Raw genomic sequence first — 20196 nt, 5'->3', positions numbered from 1 at the left:
CTCGTGTTAACTGCTACAAAAACTGATGATTTACGTAAAAAGTCAAACGATATTGTCTAGTGATATTAATATTAACGATATGTAAGTGTAGAAGGTCTTAAATGTTATGCAATTACGTTATTGCTCTATGGTTGCATAAAACTTTCTCATTTAATCATTGGCTTATGTGAAGGAGACAGGATGAAGTGGTTGCGTTTAGGAACAATCATTCTTGCTCTAGTGGCACTAAAACCTTGTGCTGCAAGGCCAGTTGATTTAGTCACACTTGAATACCCGCCCTACATAGAAATGCAGGGGCAGCAGGTTTCCGGGGTTGCTGTAGAGCTAGTGAGGTATGTGTTCCACCAGCTGGAAACACCAGTCAACATCACCGTATTGCCTTGGGCTAGAGCCCTTACACTGGTAAAGCGTGGCCGTGCGGATGGCATTTTCACCGCCTTTAAAAACCCTGAGCGTGAAAAATTTGCAGATTTTAGTCAAAATGTGCTCTTCGTCCAAAATATTAGTTTGATGGCGCTCAAAGGTAGTGACTACAAACCTGAGGAAATTTTAGCGGGTGATGTATCCAAAATCGCTTTGTGTGTCGTCAATGGTGTGAGTTACGGAAAACGCATGGACGCTAAGATAGAAGAGGGCCGTTTTCGGCTTATTTTCCAGAGAAACAGCACTGTCGAATGCGCTCATCTCGTCCGTACAAAACGCGCTGATATTTGGGTAAACAATGAATTTGGCGCCCGAAGCATTTTGGTTAGAGAAGGGCTAGATAGCGACATTGATATTTTATCGCCTCCTATTGAGGCAACGCCCAGCTATATTGCATTTTCCAAAGACCGCAGCCATGCCGAATTGCTCCAGCGTTTTGATCAAGTATTATTCGATATGAAGCAAGATGGGCGTTACGAAGCACTCATATATGATTATTTTGAGAACATGAGAGTTAAATGAGAGGCTCTCTTTCCATGTAGACAAAAGCGTTATCTTCGGACGTGAATTGGAACCCGAAGCGTTGATAAAGACTGCCCACACGGTTTCCTTGCAAGTAACACAGTTGGATCGGCTTACGTTGGGCGTCGGCTAGCTCAATACAGTATTGCAGTATTTTGCTTCCCATCCCTTTACCGTGGTATCGGGCCAGAAGGAAGAAACGACAAAAATACAGATGCTCGCCTTTATCTTGCAGCAAAAAGCTACCAGCGGGCTGGCCGCCAACAGTCACGATGGTAGGCTGGTCTTCCTGCCATTCTTCATGATGAATACGCTGTTGTACTTCTTCATCCCAACCAAATACGGCTTTTATCGCTTCGTATTCTGCGTTCTTTTTGAGAGAGAATAAGAAGCCGAAATCGCCCGGTGTGGCCGGGCGAAAATCAAAGTCGATCATGCATCAACTAGCTCATAAGTAATCATGAATAGCTCGTCGGTGTTTGGGTAGATTTCGCGAATCAATTGCTTAAGCTTTGGCAGCTCGATTGCTTCTTGCTCAGCGTGAAACTCGTTGATGTCGTCAAAGTTAAGGGGCTCTACCGCTAGGATCTTCACCTCACACACTTTTTCGTCTTTCTCCAAAGTGAATACTTGAACCTGAGTACCCGGCACGTAATGAGATTCTGACTCATCACGAATGGTAATGGTCTTCTTACCAGAAGTGATCAGTGGAGTAAGAAACTCAAAAAAGAGAATTTTGGTAGGTGCGCTCATCATGAATCCTTGTTTTGACGCTTGTGCTTAGGCACGTAATTGAGAATGGAAATAGGCACAGGTTTACGCGGTTCAAACCCTTCAACTTCGCGACGCTCAATCAGGTGGCCGAGTCGGCTTTCGATCATGCACAAATTCTTGAAGTTATCTTTTGAGACAAAGGAGATGGCCTCGCCTTGTGCGTCCGCACGACCTGTTCGACCAATACGGTGCACGTATTCGTCAGCAGGGAAAGGCAGGTCATAGTTAATCACACGAGTTAGCCCTTCAATATCAATACCACGAGCGCCGACTCCAGTGGCGATCATGTATTGGATTTTTCCAGCTTTGAAATCTTCGAGTAATTTAGAACGTACCGCTTGGCTACGACCGCTGTGGAACGCCTCTGCTTCAATACCGCGCTTTTCCAACTGTTGAGCCAATTTCGCAGCACCGTGTTTAGTCTCGATGAAGATCAGCGCCTGATCCCAGTCATTTTCTTTGATCAAGTGGCTTAACAGCGCTGACTTCTTGTCTTTATCGACCGCAATTAGCCATTGTTCGATGTTCTTTTTCGACGCTTGGTTGGCCGCGATGGAAATCTCATAAGGGTCGTGTACTGCCGTTTTCGCCAAATCACGAACTTTGTTCGACAGAGTTGCGGAGAACAGCAAGTGCTGGATATCGGTTGGCAGTCGGTCAAGGATTTTGTTGATGTCGTCAATAAAACCCATATCGAGCATGCGGTCGGCTTCATCCAGCACCAACATTTCTACTTCCTCAAAATGTACGGCGCGTTTGCCATACATATCGATCAGTCGACCGGGTGTCGCGACCAGAATATCAACGCCTTCAATTAGGGCCTGTTTCTGTGCCTGTTCATCCACACCACCGTACATCGCAAGTGAAGTAAGAGCGAGGTGTTGGCCGTAATCTCGAATCTTCTCTTCAACCTGTACAGCCAGCTCACGTGTTGGCGTGAGAATCAAACCACGAATACGTTTCTTACGCTGAGTTTCGCCCTGACTCAATTTTTCGAGCATTGGTAATACAAAGCTGGCGGTTTTACCTGTACCTGTTTGTGCGGCTGCAATTAAATCTTCGCCACGCAGAACCACGGGAATGGCTTTGGTTTGAATTGTTGTGGGTTTGTCATAACCCAGTTGCTGAATGGCGTCGGTAATTGGTTGGCTTAAGCCGAGCTTAGAGAATGGCATCTGTACACTCTGAATCTGAATAGTGAAGCGGGGTAAACCCTGTGTTTGGCGCAGAGTTTAGCATGAATACACCCATCACGGGATCTCTACCCGCCTTAATTCTTGTCGGATCAGCAGCGATTTAGGGAGTAAGAATTTCTGTCACGATTTCGGTTTTAACAGAGTTGGCGATGAAACAGTGTTGATGAGCGAGGTGATGCATCTTCTCTAACTGGGTGTAATCAGGTTGCTTGCTACCAGAAAACACGATGTTAGGTCTTAGGGTTACTTTCGTTACCGAGGTTCGACCTTTGTCATCTTCTTCCATAATGCCTATGGCTTCATCAACATAAGAGTCGATGACGTAACGACGTTTAGCAGCGATGCCCAGAAAAGTCAGCATGTGGCAGCTTGAAATAGCGGCAATAAATGCCTCTTCAGGATCGACATTTTCTTCGACCGAATAAGGCAATGGAACCACATGAGGTGATGCTGAAGCGGGGACACTGACACCACCATCGAATTCCCACTGGTGCCCACGGCTGTATTGATTGTCACTAAATTTTTCGTGCTCGGCTCGTTGCCAACGAATAGTTGCCCTGTAGTCTGACATCTTTCCTCCTTGAATATCGCACTGGGCATCTTTACATACTAAGCCGTATATGAATACTGATTTCGGCCACCACTTTTGCTTCGATAAATTTGCTCATCAACGCGGTTGATGAAGGTTTCCACATCTTCACGACTTCTTGTTACTGCGCCGAGGCTTAAGGTGATGGCAATCGTCTTATTTTCAAAGAGTAATGGTGTCGAACGGATTGCATTGGTGATGTTCGATAGTAATGTTTCTACCTGCTCTGCATCTGTGTGTTCCACCATCATAAAGAATTCGTCCCCGCCCAAACGATAAAAACTGTCTGCGTCGCTGAGTAAAGGTGTGATGAGCGAAACAACATGCTGAAGTGCTTTGTCTCCAGCGGAGTGTCCGAAGGTATCATTAATGCCTTTAAACCGGTCGACGTCAAAACCAATCAGCGTGAATATTTCGTCATTAATGACTTTGTATTTGAGTGTTTCATTAAACGCACGCCTATTTTCAACACCAGTCAAACTGTCGTGATATGCCATGTAGGTGAGCTTTTGTGTTTTCTTTGCGACAATGGCGTTAAGTCGTCGCCTGTCTCTTGTTTGTTTAAAGGCAAGAAAGCTGACTAAGAAAGCGGTGAGGTGGCCGAGTGTAAATGTTGCCGCCAGTGTCACCATTTGGTTGTAATCCAGCTGGTCAGTGATGGTGACACGAATATCCCAGCTGCGATTGGCCACGTTGACGGAATCAACATAAATTTGGCCTTCTGATTCCGACCAGTATTCGCTCTCATATAAGATTGGTGCGTCGCTGGCGTCAAAACCTTGATCGACAATTTGATATTCAAATCGCTTGACCGGTAGTCGAGAGGCTAAGGCCTTAAAGTAACTTTGTAAGTCAATGGCCCCGACAATAACGCCTGACAGCTGCGTTGCATCTGATTTGCTGTAAACCGGAAAATAAACCAGAGCACTGTCTTTATCATTGACGGACTGAAAATCGTTTTGCAGTAAGTGAATTCGGTCAGAGATGAACGCTCTTTGTGTGGTTGTAATGATATCTAAAGCGTGGGCAAAACGCGCATCTCGGGGCTGATAGCCGATGAGCTTGGCATTACTTGCATTATTGGGGAATACTTCGGTTACGACAAACTCTCCGGGCTTAGCTACCTCTCGCGAGCCGGGATTAGATTCTGTTCTTGGCATCCATTGAAGTGACGTGATGGAGCCAATATCGTCTTTCAGTGCACTTTGCACGAATAATGGGAAGTTTTGCCACTGCTCGGCGTCGGTCGCGTAGAAGAAATGTACGCTTGAGCCAATAATGCGAATGTCTTTTCGGATCAGATTGATAAGTGCTGCATTCTGATCTCGGGCAAAACCTACGCCCAAGTCATAAATGTTGTCTTTCTGCACGCGATAGAGGGAGTAGGTGACAAAATTAACGATCAGCAACACCAGAATCAGCGTTGCGACTGAATAGCCATACAGGTCAAAAGCTTTACGCCATTTTCCTTTGTCCATCGCGATACAGCCTCCCTATTCAGCACTTACTACGTGGCAATGCATACTGATAACTATAGGTTAGGCTGATGGCTTGCGTTAAAAGCAATGGATTGGTTCAGTGCAATCAATGCTATCCCAAAACTCTGATAGTGACTATTTTTCACTAAATCCAAGGACTTGTTAGGCTGTGCGTTAAGACAGCCCCTATACTGTGAAACGTTAGGGATGAATAACAAGGAACCCAAGCCAATGAAACGCGCTTACACTCTGACGCTACTCGCGAGTCTCACTATGACAGCCAATACTTACGCAGCGGATTCCGCCGACATGGTGCTAACTAATGCCAGCATCTATGGCTATCAAACTGCGGATTCAATTGCCATTTCGAAAGGTAAAATTCTTTACGTAGGCAAAGCCTCAGACATGCAGAGCTTCACTCGCCCATCGACGGAAATCATAGATTTAGACGGTGGCTTTATCGCGCCTGGTTTTATCGACAATCACAACCATGTCTTCGAGGCTGCATCAGAAGCAGGAGGCCAGTGTGAGCTGAGTATGGATGCGGGATTAGAAGAACAAATCCCTTACCTGAAAGCATGTCGTAAAGACGCGCGTCGAGGGGAGTGGGTGATGGGCTACGGTTTCTCGATCGAGGCATTACTGGCAGAGGACAACAGACGTACGCCTCTGGAGGTCATTGATTCAGTCTTTCCTGATCAGCCAGTCATCATCATGGAGCAAACTTCTCACTCAATGTGGGTCAATTCTGCAGCACTAGAAAAAGCAGGGATCAACAAGAATTCGCCAGAGCCGCAAGGCGGGAAAATTCTCAAAGACGAATACACAGGCGAGCTCAATGGTATCTTGATGGATAATGCCGGCGATATTGTGATGGAGATAGCGTGGAACAGCCTTGAAGAGCAATTCGATCAAAGCTACGAAGGCATGATGACTGGTTTGGATGAAGCTCGCTCACACGGTATTACGACCATCGGTGATGGCCGACTTTACTGGAAGCGTGGGTGGTATGAAGTATGGAAGGAAGCCGAGAAACGGGGTGACCTCACCGCGCGTGTTTCCTTAAGACCTTGGATTTACCCGACGGATTCAATGCAGCCGCAGTTATCGTTTTTGTCTGAGGTATTAGCGACTGACAAATCTCAGCTACTGCTGGTGGATCAGGTCAAAATGTATAGTGACGGCATTTTAGTTAATGGGACAGCGAAGACGCTTGCACCTTATCTGGATACTTACATCCCAGATGAGCCTTACGGCATCAACTACATCCCACCCGAGGCGATGGAAGAGTGGCTCAAAGCATTGGATAAGATTGGCTATGGTGCCCACATACATGCGATAGGTGATGGTGCGATTCGTGAATCACTCAATGCGATTGAAGCGATGCGTCAGCAAGGCGGTGCAAAGGATTACACACTGACACACGTTGAGTTGGTGAACTCTAAAGATGTAGAACGTTTTGCGAAATTGAATGTGACTGCGGATTTTCAAGTCGGCTCTGATTACGTTGCTTATCATGATCATCAATGGGCAGAAGCGTTTCTTGGAGCCAAGCGTACACGTGCTTTGATGAACCTGAAAGCCATCTTCGACACAGGGGCTAACGTCTCCTTAAGCAGTGACTGGAATGTACACGACATCAACCCACTGGTGGGCATTGCCAATAGCCTAATCATGGGGAAAACGGGCCTGCCAAGTGTTGAAGATGCGATAGACGCCTATACTATCAATGCGGCAACAAGCTTAGGTCTTGATGATATTACAGGGTCAATAGAAGTGGGTAAGGCGGCGGATTTTGCCATCTTGTCGCGTGACATTACCCAATTGTCTGCCGAGAAAATCAAAAAGACAGATATATGGATGACGATTCTTAACGGTCAAATCGTCTACGACATCGACGAATAAGTCACAACGCCGCACGTTAAACGTGCGGCGTTGTATTTTGAGGGACTAGCGTGTTGAAATCACCGATATTTTTAGCCGAAGTTGCTGTTAAACAAGCATTCATTCTAATGTTAGCGGTACCGATGTTATTTGAGCTGACGTTTGATGCGATGCAGGAGATGGATAGAAGCAATCAGTCGTCCATTTTAGCGGTGGTCGGTCTGTTGATGGCGGCGGCGATTGTGGGAGTATTTGAAGCTACGTATCAGAAAACCAATATCCATCAGCAATCCCATCGCTTGCTTGCTCATCTTACTAAAGCGTTGCTTTTTATAGGTATTTCAGAGCTGATGATGTTAGCCGTCGCGACGATTGGCACGACAGAAAACGTTTACGACGACCCACTTCTTTGGGCTTTGGTTCCAATTTATATTGCGTTATACCTTTATGACTGGTGGGACGCATTAGTCTCCGATTAAGCAAGAAACTCGTGGCATTGCTTCAGTGACTCGATGATCTGATGACCTGTTTTAGAGAGAGTCAATCCCGGTCTCCAACTCAATTCCACCCTTCGGGGGATATCACTTTGTTCAAATTCAGACGCCAATCTAACCAAAGTACCACCTTGAATTTGCTGAGTGATGTTCGCAAGTGGTAGAAAAGCAAACCCTTGTCCAGCTTCGAGTAGCTTGATTAACATGGTTAGGTCATTGATTACCGCGTAATCTGGACTGTATCCTTCGCCTTCCTCGTCACCTAACTGTCCCCAAATTAGCTCTTTGTACTCGCTTAATACATCCACCGATATGGGCTGAGCTGAAGTAAGAGCGAGAGAATGGTGGCAAACCAGACCTTCAAGATAATGGCCCAATTTTGTGTATTCCACATCGGCCTGATGCAGCTGATTCGATTCATGTTGGACAACAATATCGGTTTCGCCATTAAGTAAAGCGTCTCGTAAGCCTGCTTGTTCATCGCGATAGATTTCTACATGAAGGTTAGGTAATAGGAATAGCTGTTGAATGGCATTTAACAAAGGGGCCTCAGGTACGTAATGCTCAATACCAATACGAATTGTTGTAGGCTCTCCTGCGCTCAAAGCGGAAGCTTTTTCAGCCAGCTTTTCTAGCTGTGCCAGTGTATGAGTCAGTGATGGAAGCAGTTGTTCACCTTGTTGGCTAAGCGTGCTTTTGTTTCCTGTGCGGTCAAAGAAACTGACGCCAAGATCAATCTCCAGATCGGAGATCCATTGGCTAACTTGAGACTGCTTTTTGCCGAGCTTTCGCGCTGCTGCGGAAATAGAGCCTGTTTCGATAGCTAGAAGGAGCGCTTTTAGGTGCGTGGTGTTCATCCGTGAATTCCAAGAGAGAAGAGCAACAGGGCTTATTGTAAAAGATACCAAATTTGTTGTGAATGGTTGATTAGGGCTCTGATTATCACCGTGAATGTCTCTCTTAATGTCGAGTGCGAGCGATGAGATGTTGCTCCCATACAGATGTTTCCCAGCGGCATGCAACATCGACTTTTATGCTCATACCGCTCAATCTACAAAGCACTAGAATAGCATTCTGATAGCTGTTTTATCGCGCTTGTCTAAAATTATTTAAGGGATCAACTTCATCAGAAATGAAGGAAGTGACGTATCGTAAGGAGAAACGATGAGAACACCATTTGCTTTAGCCGCGCTACTGCTTAGCTCGCCAGCGTTATCTGCCGACTGCAGTGACTTTTTTCAAAGCGTTTCCTTTGGCAACATCGCCCGCCTAAATGCTTCAGAGCACCCTCAGCAGTGTGTTAATACGTTGTCTAGCAACGGAAAAACGGCCGTCTATATCGCGACAGAAAATGATGATCCTGCAATGATTGCTTGGTTGGTCAAGCAAGGGGCCGATCTCAAACAACGTTCTCGCTATGACGATATTAACTACACGCCGTTTCTAATGGCAGGCGCTAAAGGCAAAAATAAAGCGTTGGTTGAGCTATTAAAGTATGACATCGATTTTGCTTCGACCAATCATTACGGTGGCACAGCTTTGATTCCTGCTGCTGAGAAAGGTTACCTTGAAACCGTTAAAATTTTGCTCGAAGATGGCCGGACTAACATCAATCATGTTAATGACCTTGGCTGGACAGCATTAATGGAAGTGGCGGTACTGGGTAAAGATACGGAAAACTATCAGATGATCGTCAAAGAGCTTTTAAAACATGGTGCCGATGCCAATATCAGAGACAACCAGGGGGAAAGTGCTCTGCAACACGCTGAGAGTCGTGGATTAACGCATATTGCTGAAGTTCTTAAAAAGTCGGGTTAAGTATCCAATGAAAAGCTGGCTATGAAGCCAGCTTTTATGTCTGTGATTAGTGAATTGAAAATCGAGTCACCACAGCGCCGTGATCGGATGGATGCATTTCACTGTGTCCATCGTCCAATAGACAGTAACTCTCTTCTGGATTCAGATTATCCCCCTTGTATAAGATAAAATCGATTCTCCCAGCACCTGAATTTCCTTTGAAGAAAGGTGTCCATGTGATGCATTTATTGTGTAGAACATCCGGGTTTACTTCGCGATAGCTATCAACGTAGTTGTGGCTATCTGCCACTCTCATGGTAGGTAAGTCGATATTACCGCGACCAAAGATATTGGTTTCCGCCGTTGTATCTACATAGGACAAGGTATTAAAGTCACCTCCAACAATAACTGGAATGCCTTGTTCAGAGTCTTTTTCGATTTGCGTCAGAATGCCTTCGAGCGGTTGTGCTCTCGCTGAATCATCTTTGGTGATCAATTCTTGATTAGAATATGCAGGATCCGGTAACAAGTTGACGATGTCGTCGCCCGAAGTTAGCCAGATTGAATAAGCGTCTACAAGCTTACCGTTGCCCATATCAATCCTGACACCACAAATGTGGCTATCACAATCTCCTAACTCGTCTTCTATCGGATAGCGACTAAAGATAGCAAGGTTACCATCAGCACCGGATGTTCTGTATTCGAAACCTAATCGGTTAGCTAAGGCTCCTTGGTAACCATAGGCTTCTTGCATGAAGACCACATCAGCACCAGACTGGATGATCTGTTCATAAACGTATTCTTGGCTACGCAGAGGATCCGGCGCCGACCCTGCATGCCAGATGTTGTATGCCATGGTTGTCAGCTCGTCCGGATTCTGATTCGCCGCTTCTGTGGTGAATTGCCAAACGTCTCCGGTTACTTTGTCTGAAGACGATTCAACATCAACTCGCCAGAAGTATTGGGTCTCTGGCAGCAAACTGCGGGTCTGAAGTGCTTTGTCTGTTGTCGTCCACTCATAAAGTACGTTCGAAAAATCTGAGCGGTCGGAAACCAGCACTTTGTAAGTGACGTCCTGCTGTGCCTTAAACTCATCAGGATGCGACCATTGCAGCAGCGTATCTTTGCCGCTTACACCTGTAACCCCTGTGGACGGAACAGGGTTATTGACTGGCAGTGTACGTCTTTCGCCTAAATCATAGCGGTAGAGTGCTCTAGCATATTGTGCTCCCATAGCCTGTGAATAGACACGAATGTTATCCATTGTGACATCAGCAGAAGGGATGTCTTCCAAGTGGCTGTCATACCCTGGACTTGCCCCGAACGCGAGGTGCATAGAAGCCAAAGCAATTGGTTCACCTGTCGTTACTCGCTCACCATTGAGATAAACGCTGGTTGAGTGTTGGTTGCTCGACATAGTGAGTTGTACCCACTCTCCGCGGGGTACCTTAACTCCAGAAAACAATTGGCTTGGTAATTGAGTATCTGGAATTTGCGTACCTTCGTACTTACGCCATAGCTCTAGCGTGTCGTCTTGTGTATTCAGCAATAAGACGGGCTCTCGGCTTCTCGCTTCACCGTGTGAACCGTTCATTAGTGAGAGAACTTCCTGCTCCGGCTGGGTTTCTTCGAGCTTAAACCAGAAGCTGACTGTTCTGTGCTCTGACGCTCTTAGATCGGAAAATCGAAGCGCGTTAAGGCCAGTCAATGATTTCGCTATTGAGCCGTCAAAGGAGGGGACGTCTAGTAGAGAGCCTAGCTCTTCGATAGTAACAGGGTATGTCTTGCCTACATTCTGCGGGCTCACCTTAGAGCCTGTTGGCGGATTATCGAAATCCATACCAATAGTAAGATTGAAGTTGGTCGCTCGTGGGTTAATGTCAAGATCGCGAGTATCTTGCTCAACAATGACCTCCTCATCACAACCTATGAGTAGACCAATAAGTGATATCGTCACAAAAGAGCGTTTAAACGATAATGAAGTGAAACGTTTGGGAAGCAGCATAGCCTTCTATCCTCAGTAAAATGTGAATCTGAGAATAGAAATGGAATATTAACTTTTTGCTTATTGGCTATTAACCTAAAATAACGACCTTCATTAGTTTTTATTTTGATCTCAAACATGAATATCACGGTTATTATTTTGGTTGAATAGCATAAGGATTATTTATTGGTTCTGAGATGAATCATATTAAATATATTCCCTGAGCGTTTGAGTTAGTTGGTTGTGATAAATAGGAGAGTTTAATATAAATCTTGTTTATTGATTTTATTTATTGGCAATGAAATAGCGATGTTTCTGAAATAAAAAAATAATATTGGTGGAGAAGAGCATCCTTGCTGCAATCTGAGACTCTGTTCTAAAGCGTATTGTAATTTACTGCAACATCCCTGAGTGAACTTGTAACCCTAGTTGGGAGAGAGAATAAATTTTCCCTTCCTCTTTCACGACCAAACCACTGTTAACCAGTTGCTTGAGGTGGAAGTTAAACTTGGTGTGATCCTCAATACCAACCACACGACATAAATCCATGAATTTGAGCTTGCGGTGCACTTTGAGTTGTTTGATGACACTGCGACGTATCGGGTTCGACAATGCACCGAAAATCAAATCGTTATTGCGCTCTTGCTTAGGTGTCTTCGGAGAACGTTCGGCGTGGACACGTTTTAATGTTACCGATAATGTCGGCAAATTAAACGGCTTAGTCAGAAACTCATCCGCGCCTTTTTTCATGGCGTCTACTGCGACATCTACTGTGGCAAAGGCGGTGGTAATCACAATGCCGATATTAGGGTGAAGACGGCGCAATGCGGTTAGCGCTTCAACTCCTGTCATACCGGGCATCACAACGTCAAATAGCGCCAAGTCAAAATGGCTTTCTGAGGCGGCGTCTAAAGCATCTTCTGCGTTATCGAAAGCCGTGACTTCAAAAGCCTCGAGAGTCAGTGCTTCAATCAACACTTCTCTCAGTTCTTGGTCATCTTCGGCGAGTAGGAGTTTCAATGTCATTCGATATTCCTAGGTAAGCGAATTTCCACAGTGAGGCCGGTGATCTGGTCACTCTTTTTAGAGTTCCTGAGCAGTAGCTCTCCACCATGTTGTAGTATGATTTGGTTGCTAATGGCGAGCCCCATCCCAGTCCCTTCTCCTCTTGGTTTCGTAGTAAAGAAAGGGGTTTTAGCTTGCTCTAGCTTTTCCTGAGGCATGCCAGTACCCCAGTCAGAGATGGAAAGTATGGCGACGAGCTTATCTTGATACGTTTCGATATAGAGCTGCTTGTGAGTTTGGCTGGCGTCAATTGCGTTACTGATTATATTGGTAATCACTTCTTCCAGTTGCCCTGCATCGCCAGTGACACTCAGTGCTTCATCGAGGTTCAACCCTACCTGAAAGCCTTGCAGTCGATATTGATTCAGTGATAACGCAGACTGAATGACGTTTGCTACACACACGCTTTCACGTTCAATTGGCTTATGGTGAGCGTAGTTCAATACTTCGTGACTGATCTCCGCTGAACGTTCCAAGCCTTGACGAATACGCGTGATGTGCCGTTTATAAGTGTCACCTTCAGGCAAGCTATTCTCGAGTAAATCGCAGCTCATCATTGCGCTACTGAGCGGGGTTTTTATTTCATGGGCAACCGCAGAGGTGAGTTCGCCCAATTCTTTAAGTTTGGCATCCTGCTGGGTTTGTTGAATTGCGGCTTCGATTTGCTTGTTTTTCTCATCATCAAACACCCGTAATGCGGACCAAAGCGTGACCAAAATGGCGAGTGCACAAGCGGTACGCAATATCAGTACCCACAGACCATAATCGACAGTCAGTAAACCAGCGCTGAAACCATACAAGATGAGAGCTAGGCCCGTAAGCTTGAATGGCGGCGAGGCGCCATGGCCTTCTTTTTCCAGTATGTTGGCGTAGCTCATCATGGCAAAACCGGATAAGGCACCGGCGCCTAAGCCGAATACCCAACGTATCTGGTTCGCAGTGTTGTTGAGATAAGCAGCAAATTCATTTTGACCGTAGCGATAAAACAGGCTGAACACGAACAGAGTAACGACCGCAAGCGTGCCCCCTTTGAGTATGCGAGTATGACGCCAGCGGGTAAGGTCGAGCATCTTCCACGCAAAAGCGCCCAAGGCGATGTAAGAAACCCATAGTTTAAACACAATAAAGATGTGTAAATCGCGGGTGAGGGGAAAATCGTACTCATACAGGACTAGGTACAATTCCGACCATTCGTGAAAACCGTGGATTAGGCCGAACAGTGCCAGTGTAGGAAGCGCAGAGGCAATAGCAATACGGCTCTTTTTAAGATTGCGAAACAGGATCGCAAAGAAGATGGCAAAAAAAGCCAACCCGTATAGCAGGTAGATCTTGAAGATGAGCAACATGTCCATTGGTTAATCTTAATTGAGCATGAACCCTTCATCAATGCTTAATCTAAGTATTTTATAAATAGCATTGAGTATATATTTTATTACATTTGGAATTTACCTAAGAATATTCTGTGAAGTTTTCTTATCAGATTATATTTGATTTCTATAATTGTTATTCACGCCTAGTCGGTTGACATCGTTTTTTAATAAATCTGTCATATTGTATTTCTAATCTCCGCTTTGTTGATTGGTCAGCATCGATCGACTGTTGAAATTATTTCAATATTTTTAGTTTTACTTGAACACTAAAACTAATACGGGCTAATTAGAATTCATTTTAATTAGCCCTACCTTTTGCTTATTTATATCGGAGATATATTGTGAAATTCATCAAATCAGCTCTAGTGACTTCAGTACTGGCGGCCGCATCCTTTGGCGTAGCTGCCAACACGACGATTAACGGCGCTGGTGCGACATTCCCTCACCCTATCTACGCTAAGTGGGCTGAGCAGTACCAAAAGGAAACGGGCGTTCAGATCAACTATCAGGCGATTGGTTCAGGCGGCGGTATCCGTCAGATCACAGCAAAAACCGTCGACTTTGGCGCGACGGATGCCCCTCTGACTATCGAAGAGCTGAACAAAGAAGGAATGATTCAATTTCCAATGGTAATGGGGGCTATCGTTCCTGTTGTTAACATCCCTGGCATCGATGCCGGTGAAGTTAAGCTAACAGGTAAAGTGCTGGCAGACATCTACCTAGGTAACATCAAGAACTGGAATGACCCAGCGATTGCAGCCATCAATGAAGGCGTTGAGCTACCAAGCCAACCTATCTATGTGGTTCACCGTTCAGATGGTTCAGGCACAACCTTCAACTTTACTGAGTACCTTGACCAAGTTAGCCCTGAGTGGCACGAGCAAATTGGTGTTGGTAAAGACATTACATGGCCAAGTAAAGCGACCACTATCGGCGGCAACGGTAATGCAGGGGTTGCGAACTTCGTAAACCGTACGCGTGGTGCAATTGGTTACGTTGAGTATGCGTTTGCCAAGCAAAACAATCTTGCTTACACCCAGATGCAAGCGCACGACGGTGATTTCCTAATGCCAACGATGGAAAACTTCCAATCAGCGGCTGCAAACGCGGATTGGGATAATGCTCCGGGTTACCACTTGCTATTGAACAACCAGCCGGGTGCACACTCATGGCCAATGACTGCTGCGACTTTCATCCTAATGCACAAAGATCAGGCTGATGCAGGCAAAGCGAAAGAAATCGTTAAGTTCTTTGAATGGAGCTACACACAAGGTAAAGCTGCGGAAGAACTCGATTACATCCCGATGCCAACCAAGGTTGTGAACATGGTGAACGACACTTGGAAACAAGGTCTGAAATCTGATGGTAAAACGATCATTCGCTAATGAACTTATGCCTCACCAGCTCGACTGGTGGGGCTGATTAAATTGTTATGACAGCATTAACGTTAAAAAATAAAGTCGATGGCGACTCAATTTTCAGCAAACTGAGTTTTGCCAGCGCTTTATTGATTTTTATTACTCTGACGGGGATTGTTCTTTCTCTAATTGAAGGTGGTTGGCCTGCATTTAAAGAATTCGGTCCGGGATTTGTTTTCAGAGATATTTGGGACCCTATTGGGGGTCAATTCGGTGCAGCGTCGGCGATTTACGGCACGCTGGTCACTTCATTCATCGCTATTGTTATCGCAACGCCTATTGCACTAGGTACTGCAATCTTTCTTGCCGAGCTGGCACCAAAATGGGTAAGCCAACCGGTCAGCAAAGCTATTGAACTGCTCGCAGCTGTACCAAGTATTATCTACGGTATGTGGGGCTTGTTCGTGTTTGTTCCTTGGTTCTCTGAGGGTTTCCAACTTTGGGCTGGCACGCATCTGGTGGACATTCCATTGATTGGCCAATGGTTTAATGGACCACCGATTGGTATTGGTCTTTTAGCGGCGGGGATCATTCTGTCGTTTATGATCTTACCAATCATGACGTCTCTGACGCGAGATGCATTGAGATCGATTCCGGATGTCCTACGCGAAGCCGCCTACGGAACGGGTGCAACACCGTTCGAGGTCATTACTAAAGTACTTATCCCGAAAGTGAAGAATGCAACGGTCAGTGCTGGCATTCTTGGTTTGGGCCGAGCACTGGGTGAGACCATGGCGGTCGCGTTTGTAATTGGTGGAGCGAGCCGTATTGAGTTCTCGTTCTTCATGCCAGCAAGTTCAATCTCATCAACGATTGCTCAGCAGTTCAATGAAGCAACAGACCCGATTCATATTGCATCATTGATTGGTCTCGGTGTCGTTCTGTTTATCATTACCTTCATTGTTATGGGCTTTGCTCGTCGTCTTCTGAGGAACTCATAATGAATTTCAGAAAATTCAAGAACCAACTGTTTCTGGCGTTCTGTGCGTTGTCGGCAGCGTTTGGCGTCTTCGTTTTAGCCAGCATTCTTTACACGCTCGTTGGTGAAGGTGTTAAAGGGCTAAACATCATGACGTTTACGGAGCTGACTCCTGGGCCAGGTAGTGAGGGTGGGCTTAAAAACGCTATTATTGGTAGCTTGATGCTCACAGGATTAGGCATCCTGATCGCTACGCCAATCGGTATTCTGGCAGGGACATGGCTTGCAGAAGCACAACCAGACAACAAGATTGCCGAATCACTGCGTTTTCTCAACGGCATGTTGATGAGTGCACCGTCGATTCTGGTTGGCCTGTTTGTTTACGCGATTATTGTGGTACCGACTGGCGGTTATTCCTGCTGGGCGGGCGCGATTGCGCTGGCTGTGTTGGCATTGCCAGTGATTGTTGCTTCAACAGAAGAAATGCTGAGATTGGTTCCGCCAACGCTAAAAGAAGCGGGTAGTGGGGTGGGGGCGCCGAAGTGGCGAGTGATCACTCAGTTGAGTTACCGTGCAGCAGCACCAGGTATTATTACCGCGATACTACTTTCGGTGGCACGTATCTCTGGTGAAACAGCGCCATTACTCTTTACTGCGCTAAACAGCAGCTTCATGACGACAGACATGGGCAAACCGATGGCGAACCTCCCGGTTACCATCTATCAGTTTGCGATGAGCCCATTTGCCTCGTGGCAAGAACTGGCGTGGGCAGGCGCACTGATCATCACAACATTTATCTTGGTAGTTAATGTATTGGCGACGTCGTTGCCGCAGTTACTGAAAGCGAGAAAAGCATGAACACGGCAACACTCAACACGCTTAACGGATCGTCTATGAATACAATGGTTGATAACTCGGTATCTCTTGAAACAGTGTCGAACCCGACACATCGCATGGATATCCAAAATTTAAACTTCTTCTACAACAAAGGCCTAGACGCAGCGTTGAAATCGGTTTCTATGCCGATTTTCAAAAACCGTGTGACGGCGCTGATTGGCCCATCGGGTTGCGGTAAATCGACGCTACTACGTACCATGAACCGTATCTACAACCTCTACGGCAATCAGTACGTGGAAGGGGAAATTTTGCTGGATGGTAAGAGCATCTTCAAAGACACCGATGTAAATGAATTGCGCTCTAAAGTCGGTATGGTCTTCCAGAAACCGACGCCATTCCCAATGTCTATCTATGAGAACATGGCGTTTGGCCTGAAGATTCAGGGCTGTTTTTCTAAAGATGAAATTAAACAGCGTGTAGAAAAAGCACTCAAGCGTGCTCATTTATGGGAAGAAGTGAAGGACAAGCTGGACGCTGATGCGCATGGCTTGTCTGGTGGCCAGCAGCAACGCTTGTGTATCGCACGTACGATTGCGTTGGAGCCAGAAGTTATTCTGATGGATGAGCCTACTTCCGCTCTCGACCCAATCGCCACCGCTGCGATTGAAACACTCATCACTGAGCTACGTGAGAAGTACACCATTGTTATCGTTACGCACAATATGCAGCAAGCTATGCGTATCTCTGATTACACCGGCTTTATGTATCTGGGTAAGCTGGAGGAGTTTGGTAAAACCGATAAGATTTTCCACGCTCCGGAAAAAGACCGCACGAAACGCTACATCTCAGGTGACTTTGGTTAATTTGCCCTGAAAACGTCGCTAAGACTCAAGCCCGCTTCTATTGAAGCGGGCTTTTTAATTGCATTAAGACCCAAGTTTAATAAGTGAGTGTATTGATTATTTCTATGACAACAAGCTTAAATTACGTAAATCATTCTTGATATTTTCGTTGGGGTGCAGATAATGAACGTAAATTTTACGTTTTGTGGTAGGAGAGCGCCGTGAGTGCACCAAAAACAGATGCAGAGCTCAAGAAGGCTACGATACATGAAGCGGCGAAAATCGCTGGTGTATCAATAGCTTCTGTTAGTAGGGCTTTGAATAATAAGCCCGGGATTAGCGAGAAAACGAGAAAGAAAATACTCGAGATATGTAAAGAATTGGGTTACGTCCCTAGTACCTCGGCGCGAGAACTTACCGGAAGCCACAAGAATACAATTGCTATTTCTCTGGGACCACATGACTTTTACGCGTCTCGTTACCTCGGAATGCTTTGGCCATCTTTGTCGGCGGCTATTCGTAATTCAGGTCGGAATCTTTTACCAGTCAGCTTTGGCGAAGTGGAGCTTGAACAGGTTGGCGGAGCGGTGCTCCTTGGTATTACCAATGACGACCCGAGAATTGAAGCGTGTAAGAAAATGGAATTACCCTTCGTTTGTATTGGGATGAGTGAAGGTTCGTTTTGGGTTGCACCTGATGACTTCAATGGTGGTCGAGAAGCGACACAACACCTTGTAGATAAAGGTCTGACCGATATTTGCTTTGTCACACCAACCACTTATGGCGATGGTTATCAGTTCAGACATCAAGGTTACATGTCCGTCATGGCAAGCAACGCTTTACCTGTCAGAGAGCTACGGACTGGTGCAGAACCGTTGGGAGAAATCGCGGCGTATCGCTTCTTTACGCAAATGGAACGTAAACAGCTTGAAGGCTATCAAGGTTTTGTATGTGAGTGTGATGAAACCGCTTTGGGCGTGATTGCGGCATTAAAAGACCGTGGTTACTCGATTCCTGAAGATTTTTCCGTAGTTGGTTACGACGGGTTACCGGGGATCTCGAAGGAGCTGACAACCGTTGTTCAAGATACGGATAAAATTGCTGAACGCGTAGCGAGCATGCTAGAACAAGCGATTTTGCGAGAGCAACCTGTAGGTTCTATCGTTCCTGTAGGCTTAAAATTGGGTAAAACGACGTAAAAATAGATCAAATAATTAACAGAACACTCAAAAAGCATGACTTAAGTCATGCTTTTTTTATTCTTAAACGTCATGAAAGCGTAATGTGATCAACTTAACGTAAGCGCTTACGTAAAATGCGCATAATACTCTCAGATTTAAAGAAACGAGATTTGAGGGCACGATGAAAAAAACAATATTAGCAGTATCCCTACTTGCTGCTGGCCTTTCTGCAAAAGTAGTCGCAAATACAGAAGTGACCATCGCCGGATGGGGTGGTAACGATGTTGTGGTTCTGAACAAGTTAGTGAACGAAGTTCTGACCGAAGATTTTAAGAAAGCAGGGCTTACTGTTAAGTATCAAGCAGTGGAAGGTGATTTCTCTCAGTTTATCACTAACTCTCTTTCCGCAGGAACCGCGCCAGATGCTTTCTACATCGATGTTGTAATGGCCAACGCGTTAGTTGGCTCGGGTAAGGTTGCTGTTAATGCGCCACAACTCGACAAAGTCAGTACTAACATTATTCCAAGCCTAAACTCCGCGTTTACTCTCGAAGGCAAGCAGTACGGCGTCGCTAAAGATTTCAACACCATTGCGCTGCAATACAACAAAGACATCTTTGATGATGCGGAAGTTGCTTATCCAACGAATAAAGATTCATGGGAAGACTTACGTAAAAAACTTCTTGATGTGAAAGATGCTTTAGCGGATGAGGTATCAGGCATTTGTGTCATGCCTGATTATGCCCGTTTTGCGCCTTTTGCACTCTCAACTGGTTGGAAGCCATTCAATGAAGAAGGCAAAACCATTCTGGATGAAAACTTCGAACGTGCATTTAACTTCTACACTGGATTAGTAACAGAAGACAAAGTGGGCATTCTGGCAACGGACCTTGGTCAGGGTTGGGGTGGTGGTTGCTTCGGTACCGAAGAAACGGCTATTGCGTTAGAAGGTAACTGGATAAGTGGCTACTTACGCGATAAGGCACCGAACCTGCCTTACGGCACGACCTTGATGCCAAAAGATCCAGTGAGTGGTGAACGCGGCAACTTATTGTTCACTGTCGCTTGGGGCGTTAACGCAGATGGTAAGAACGTCGAAGCAACGCAAAAAGCGGTAGAAATTTTGACGAGCCAGAAAGCGCAGGAATGGGTATTGGATTCAGGCCTTGCTCTGCCAAGTCGTGAAGCTCTTGGTAAATCAGAGTTCTTCGCGCAGCAGAAAGCAGAAAATGAACTTGCAAAACAAGTGTTTGATGGTGCTCTTGAAGGAAATGTAGAGCCATTCGCATTTGGAAATTACGGCACGGCATGGATGACTCCGATTAACGAAGCATTGAATTCAGTGTTGCTTGGTCAGATGACGCAAAAAGAAGCGATCAAAATGGCACAAGCGAAATACGATGCACTGACAGCGAAGTAACGG

At 45.7% G+C, this 20196-nt stretch carries 19 protein-coding genes; 10 read left to right on the top strand and 9 right to left on the bottom strand.

Translation table 11 applies throughout. From position 1 onward, the window contains the following. Window positions 1–180 precede the first annotated feature (180 nt). Entirely contained in the window at window positions 181–945 is a 765-nt protein-coding gene (locus tag QMA41_RS08165) for a transporter substrate-binding domain-containing protein (protein ID WP_006961345.1), read from the top strand. Here QMA41_RS08165 and QMA41_RS08160 read toward each other — a convergent pair. The 5 genes from QMA41_RS08160 to QMA41_RS08140 all read right to left on the bottom strand — a co-directional run bounded on the left by QMA41_RS08160 (window position 938) and on the right by QMA41_RS08140 (window position 4982). After that, window positions 938–1378, bottom strand: a complete 441-nt coding sequence (locus QMA41_RS08160; RefSeq protein ID WP_281629725.1) for a GNAT family N-acetyltransferase — start codon at window positions 1376–1378, stop codon at window positions 938–940. The two genes, QMA41_RS08165 and QMA41_RS08160, sit on opposite strands and share 8 nt — an antisense overlap. After that, entirely contained in the window at window positions 1378–1701 is a 324-nt protein-coding gene (gene yqfB / locus QMA41_RS08155) for a N(4)-acetylcytidine aminohydrolase (protein ID WP_281629342.1), read from the bottom strand. The genes QMA41_RS08160 and yqfB overlap by 1 nt, the downstream gene beginning before the upstream one ends. Continuing rightward, window positions 1698–2894 (bottom strand): DEAD/DEAH box helicase, encoded by a 1197-nt coding sequence (locus tag QMA41_RS08150; protein ID WP_281629341.1) that lies wholly within the window; start codon window positions 2892–2894, stop codon window positions 1698–1700. Before QMA41_RS08150 ends, yqfB begins: the two co-directional genes overlap by 4 nt. Before the next feature lie 121 nt (window positions 2895–3015). Beyond that, window positions 3016–3486, bottom strand: coding sequence for an OsmC family protein (locus tag QMA41_RS08145; protein ID WP_281629340.1), 471 nt, complete (start codon window positions 3484–3486; stop codon window positions 3016–3018). Window positions 3487–3524: 38 nt separating this feature from the next. Continuing rightward, the gene (locus QMA41_RS08140) at window positions 3525–4982 is read right to left on the bottom strand and encodes a sensor domain-containing diguanylate cyclase (protein ID WP_281629339.1); all 1458 of its coding nucleotides are present in this window, start codon (window positions 4980–4982) and stop codon (window positions 3525–3527) included. A gap of 231 nt (window positions 4983–5213) precedes the next feature. On the opposite strand from QMA41_RS08140, the gene QMA41_RS08135 reads away from it, so the two are divergent. Beyond that, on the top strand, window positions 5214–6887 hold the full coding sequence (locus QMA41_RS08135; RefSeq protein ID WP_281629338.1) for an amidohydrolase: 1674 nt from the start codon (window positions 5214–5216) through the stop codon (window positions 6885–6887). Window positions 6888–6937: 50 nt separating this feature from the next. Further along, complete coding sequence (locus tag QMA41_RS08130) at window positions 6938–7345, top strand: hypothetical protein (RefSeq protein WP_021457018.1); 408 nt, start codon at window positions 6938–6940, stop codon at window positions 7343–7345. Here the strand turns inward: QMA41_RS08130 and QMA41_RS08125 are convergent. Then, window positions 7342–8217 carry a LysR family transcriptional regulator gene (locus QMA41_RS08125; RefSeq protein ID WP_281629337.1) on the bottom strand — a complete coding sequence of 292 codons (876 nt, stop codon included), beginning with the start codon at window positions 8215–8217 and terminating at the stop codon, window positions 7342–7344. The two genes, QMA41_RS08130 and QMA41_RS08125, sit on opposite strands and share 4 nt — an antisense overlap. A gap of 307 nt (window positions 8218–8524) precedes the next feature. Between QMA41_RS08125 and QMA41_RS08120 the strand changes: the two genes are divergently transcribed. Further along, window positions 8525–9178, top strand: coding sequence for an ankyrin repeat domain-containing protein (locus tag QMA41_RS08120; RefSeq protein WP_281629336.1), 654 nt, complete (start codon window positions 8525–8527; stop codon window positions 9176–9178). A 46-nt stretch (window positions 9179–9224) separates the two neighbouring features. Here QMA41_RS08120 and QMA41_RS08115 read toward each other — a convergent pair whose 3' ends face one another. The 3 genes from QMA41_RS08115 to QMA41_RS08105 form a co-directional block, all read right to left on the bottom strand. Further along, window positions 9225–11162, bottom strand: a complete 1938-nt coding sequence (locus tag QMA41_RS08115; protein ID WP_281629335.1) for an endonuclease/exonuclease/phosphatase family protein — start codon at window positions 11160–11162, stop codon at window positions 9225–9227. A 372-nt stretch (window positions 11163–11534) separates the two neighbouring features. Continuing rightward, window positions 11535–12167: a response regulator gene (locus QMA41_RS08110; RefSeq protein WP_281629334.1), complete on the bottom strand. Its 633-nt coding sequence runs from the start codon at window positions 12165–12167 to the stop codon at window positions 11535–11537. Then, on the bottom strand, window positions 12164–13558 hold the full coding sequence (locus QMA41_RS08105) for a HAMP domain-containing sensor histidine kinase (protein WP_281629333.1): 1395 nt from the start codon (window positions 13556–13558) through the stop codon (window positions 12164–12166). The genes QMA41_RS08110 and QMA41_RS08105 overlap by 4 nt, the downstream gene beginning before the upstream one ends. 359 nt (window positions 13559–13917) lie before the next feature. Here QMA41_RS08105 and pstS point away from each other — a divergent pair, with 359 nt between their 5' ends. The 6 genes from pstS to QMA41_RS08075 all read left to right on the top strand — a co-directional run bounded on the left by pstS (window position 13918) and on the right by QMA41_RS08075 (window position 20193). Beyond that, complete coding sequence (gene pstS, locus QMA41_RS08100) at window positions 13918–14961, top strand: phosphate ABC transporter substrate-binding protein PstS (RefSeq protein ID WP_171347016.1); 1044 nt, start codon at window positions 13918–13920, stop codon at window positions 14959–14961. 47 nt (window positions 14962–15008) lie between these two features. Continuing rightward, window positions 15009–15935 (top strand): phosphate ABC transporter permease subunit PstC, encoded by a 927-nt coding sequence (gene pstC / locus QMA41_RS08095; RefSeq protein ID WP_281629332.1) that lies wholly within the window; start codon window positions 15009–15011, stop codon window positions 15933–15935. Then, complete coding sequence (gene pstA, locus QMA41_RS08090; protein WP_281629331.1) at window positions 15935–16771, top strand: phosphate ABC transporter permease PstA; 837 nt, start codon at window positions 15935–15937, stop codon at window positions 16769–16771. Before pstC ends, pstA begins: the two co-directional genes overlap by 1 nt. A 35-nt stretch (window positions 16772–16806) precedes the next feature. Beyond that, window positions 16807–17613, top strand: coding sequence for a phosphate ABC transporter ATP-binding protein PstB (pstB, locus tag QMA41_RS08085; protein WP_281629330.1), 807 nt, complete (start codon window positions 16807–16809; stop codon window positions 17611–17613). A gap of 200 nt (window positions 17614–17813) precedes the next feature. Then, entirely contained in the window at window positions 17814–18791 is a 978-nt protein-coding gene (locus tag QMA41_RS08080; protein WP_021457422.1) for a LacI family DNA-binding transcriptional regulator, read from the top strand. Window positions 18792–18954: 163 nt separating this feature from the next. After that, the gene (locus QMA41_RS08075) at window positions 18955–20193 is read left to right on the top strand and encodes an extracellular solute-binding protein (RefSeq protein ID WP_006961328.1); all 1239 of its coding nucleotides are present in this window, start codon (window positions 18955–18957) and stop codon (window positions 20191–20193) included. The last annotated feature ends 3 nt before the right edge of the window (window positions 20194–20196 follow it).

The sequence above is a fragment of the Vibrio sp. St2 genome, assembly GCF_947311885.1.
Taxonomy (GTDB): Bacteria; Pseudomonadota; Gammaproteobacteria; order Enterobacterales; family Vibrionaceae; genus Vibrio; species Vibrio coralliilyticus.
The sequence above is the reverse complement of the archived record's forward strand: the minus strand, read 5'-3'. Positions and strand labels throughout refer to the sequence as shown.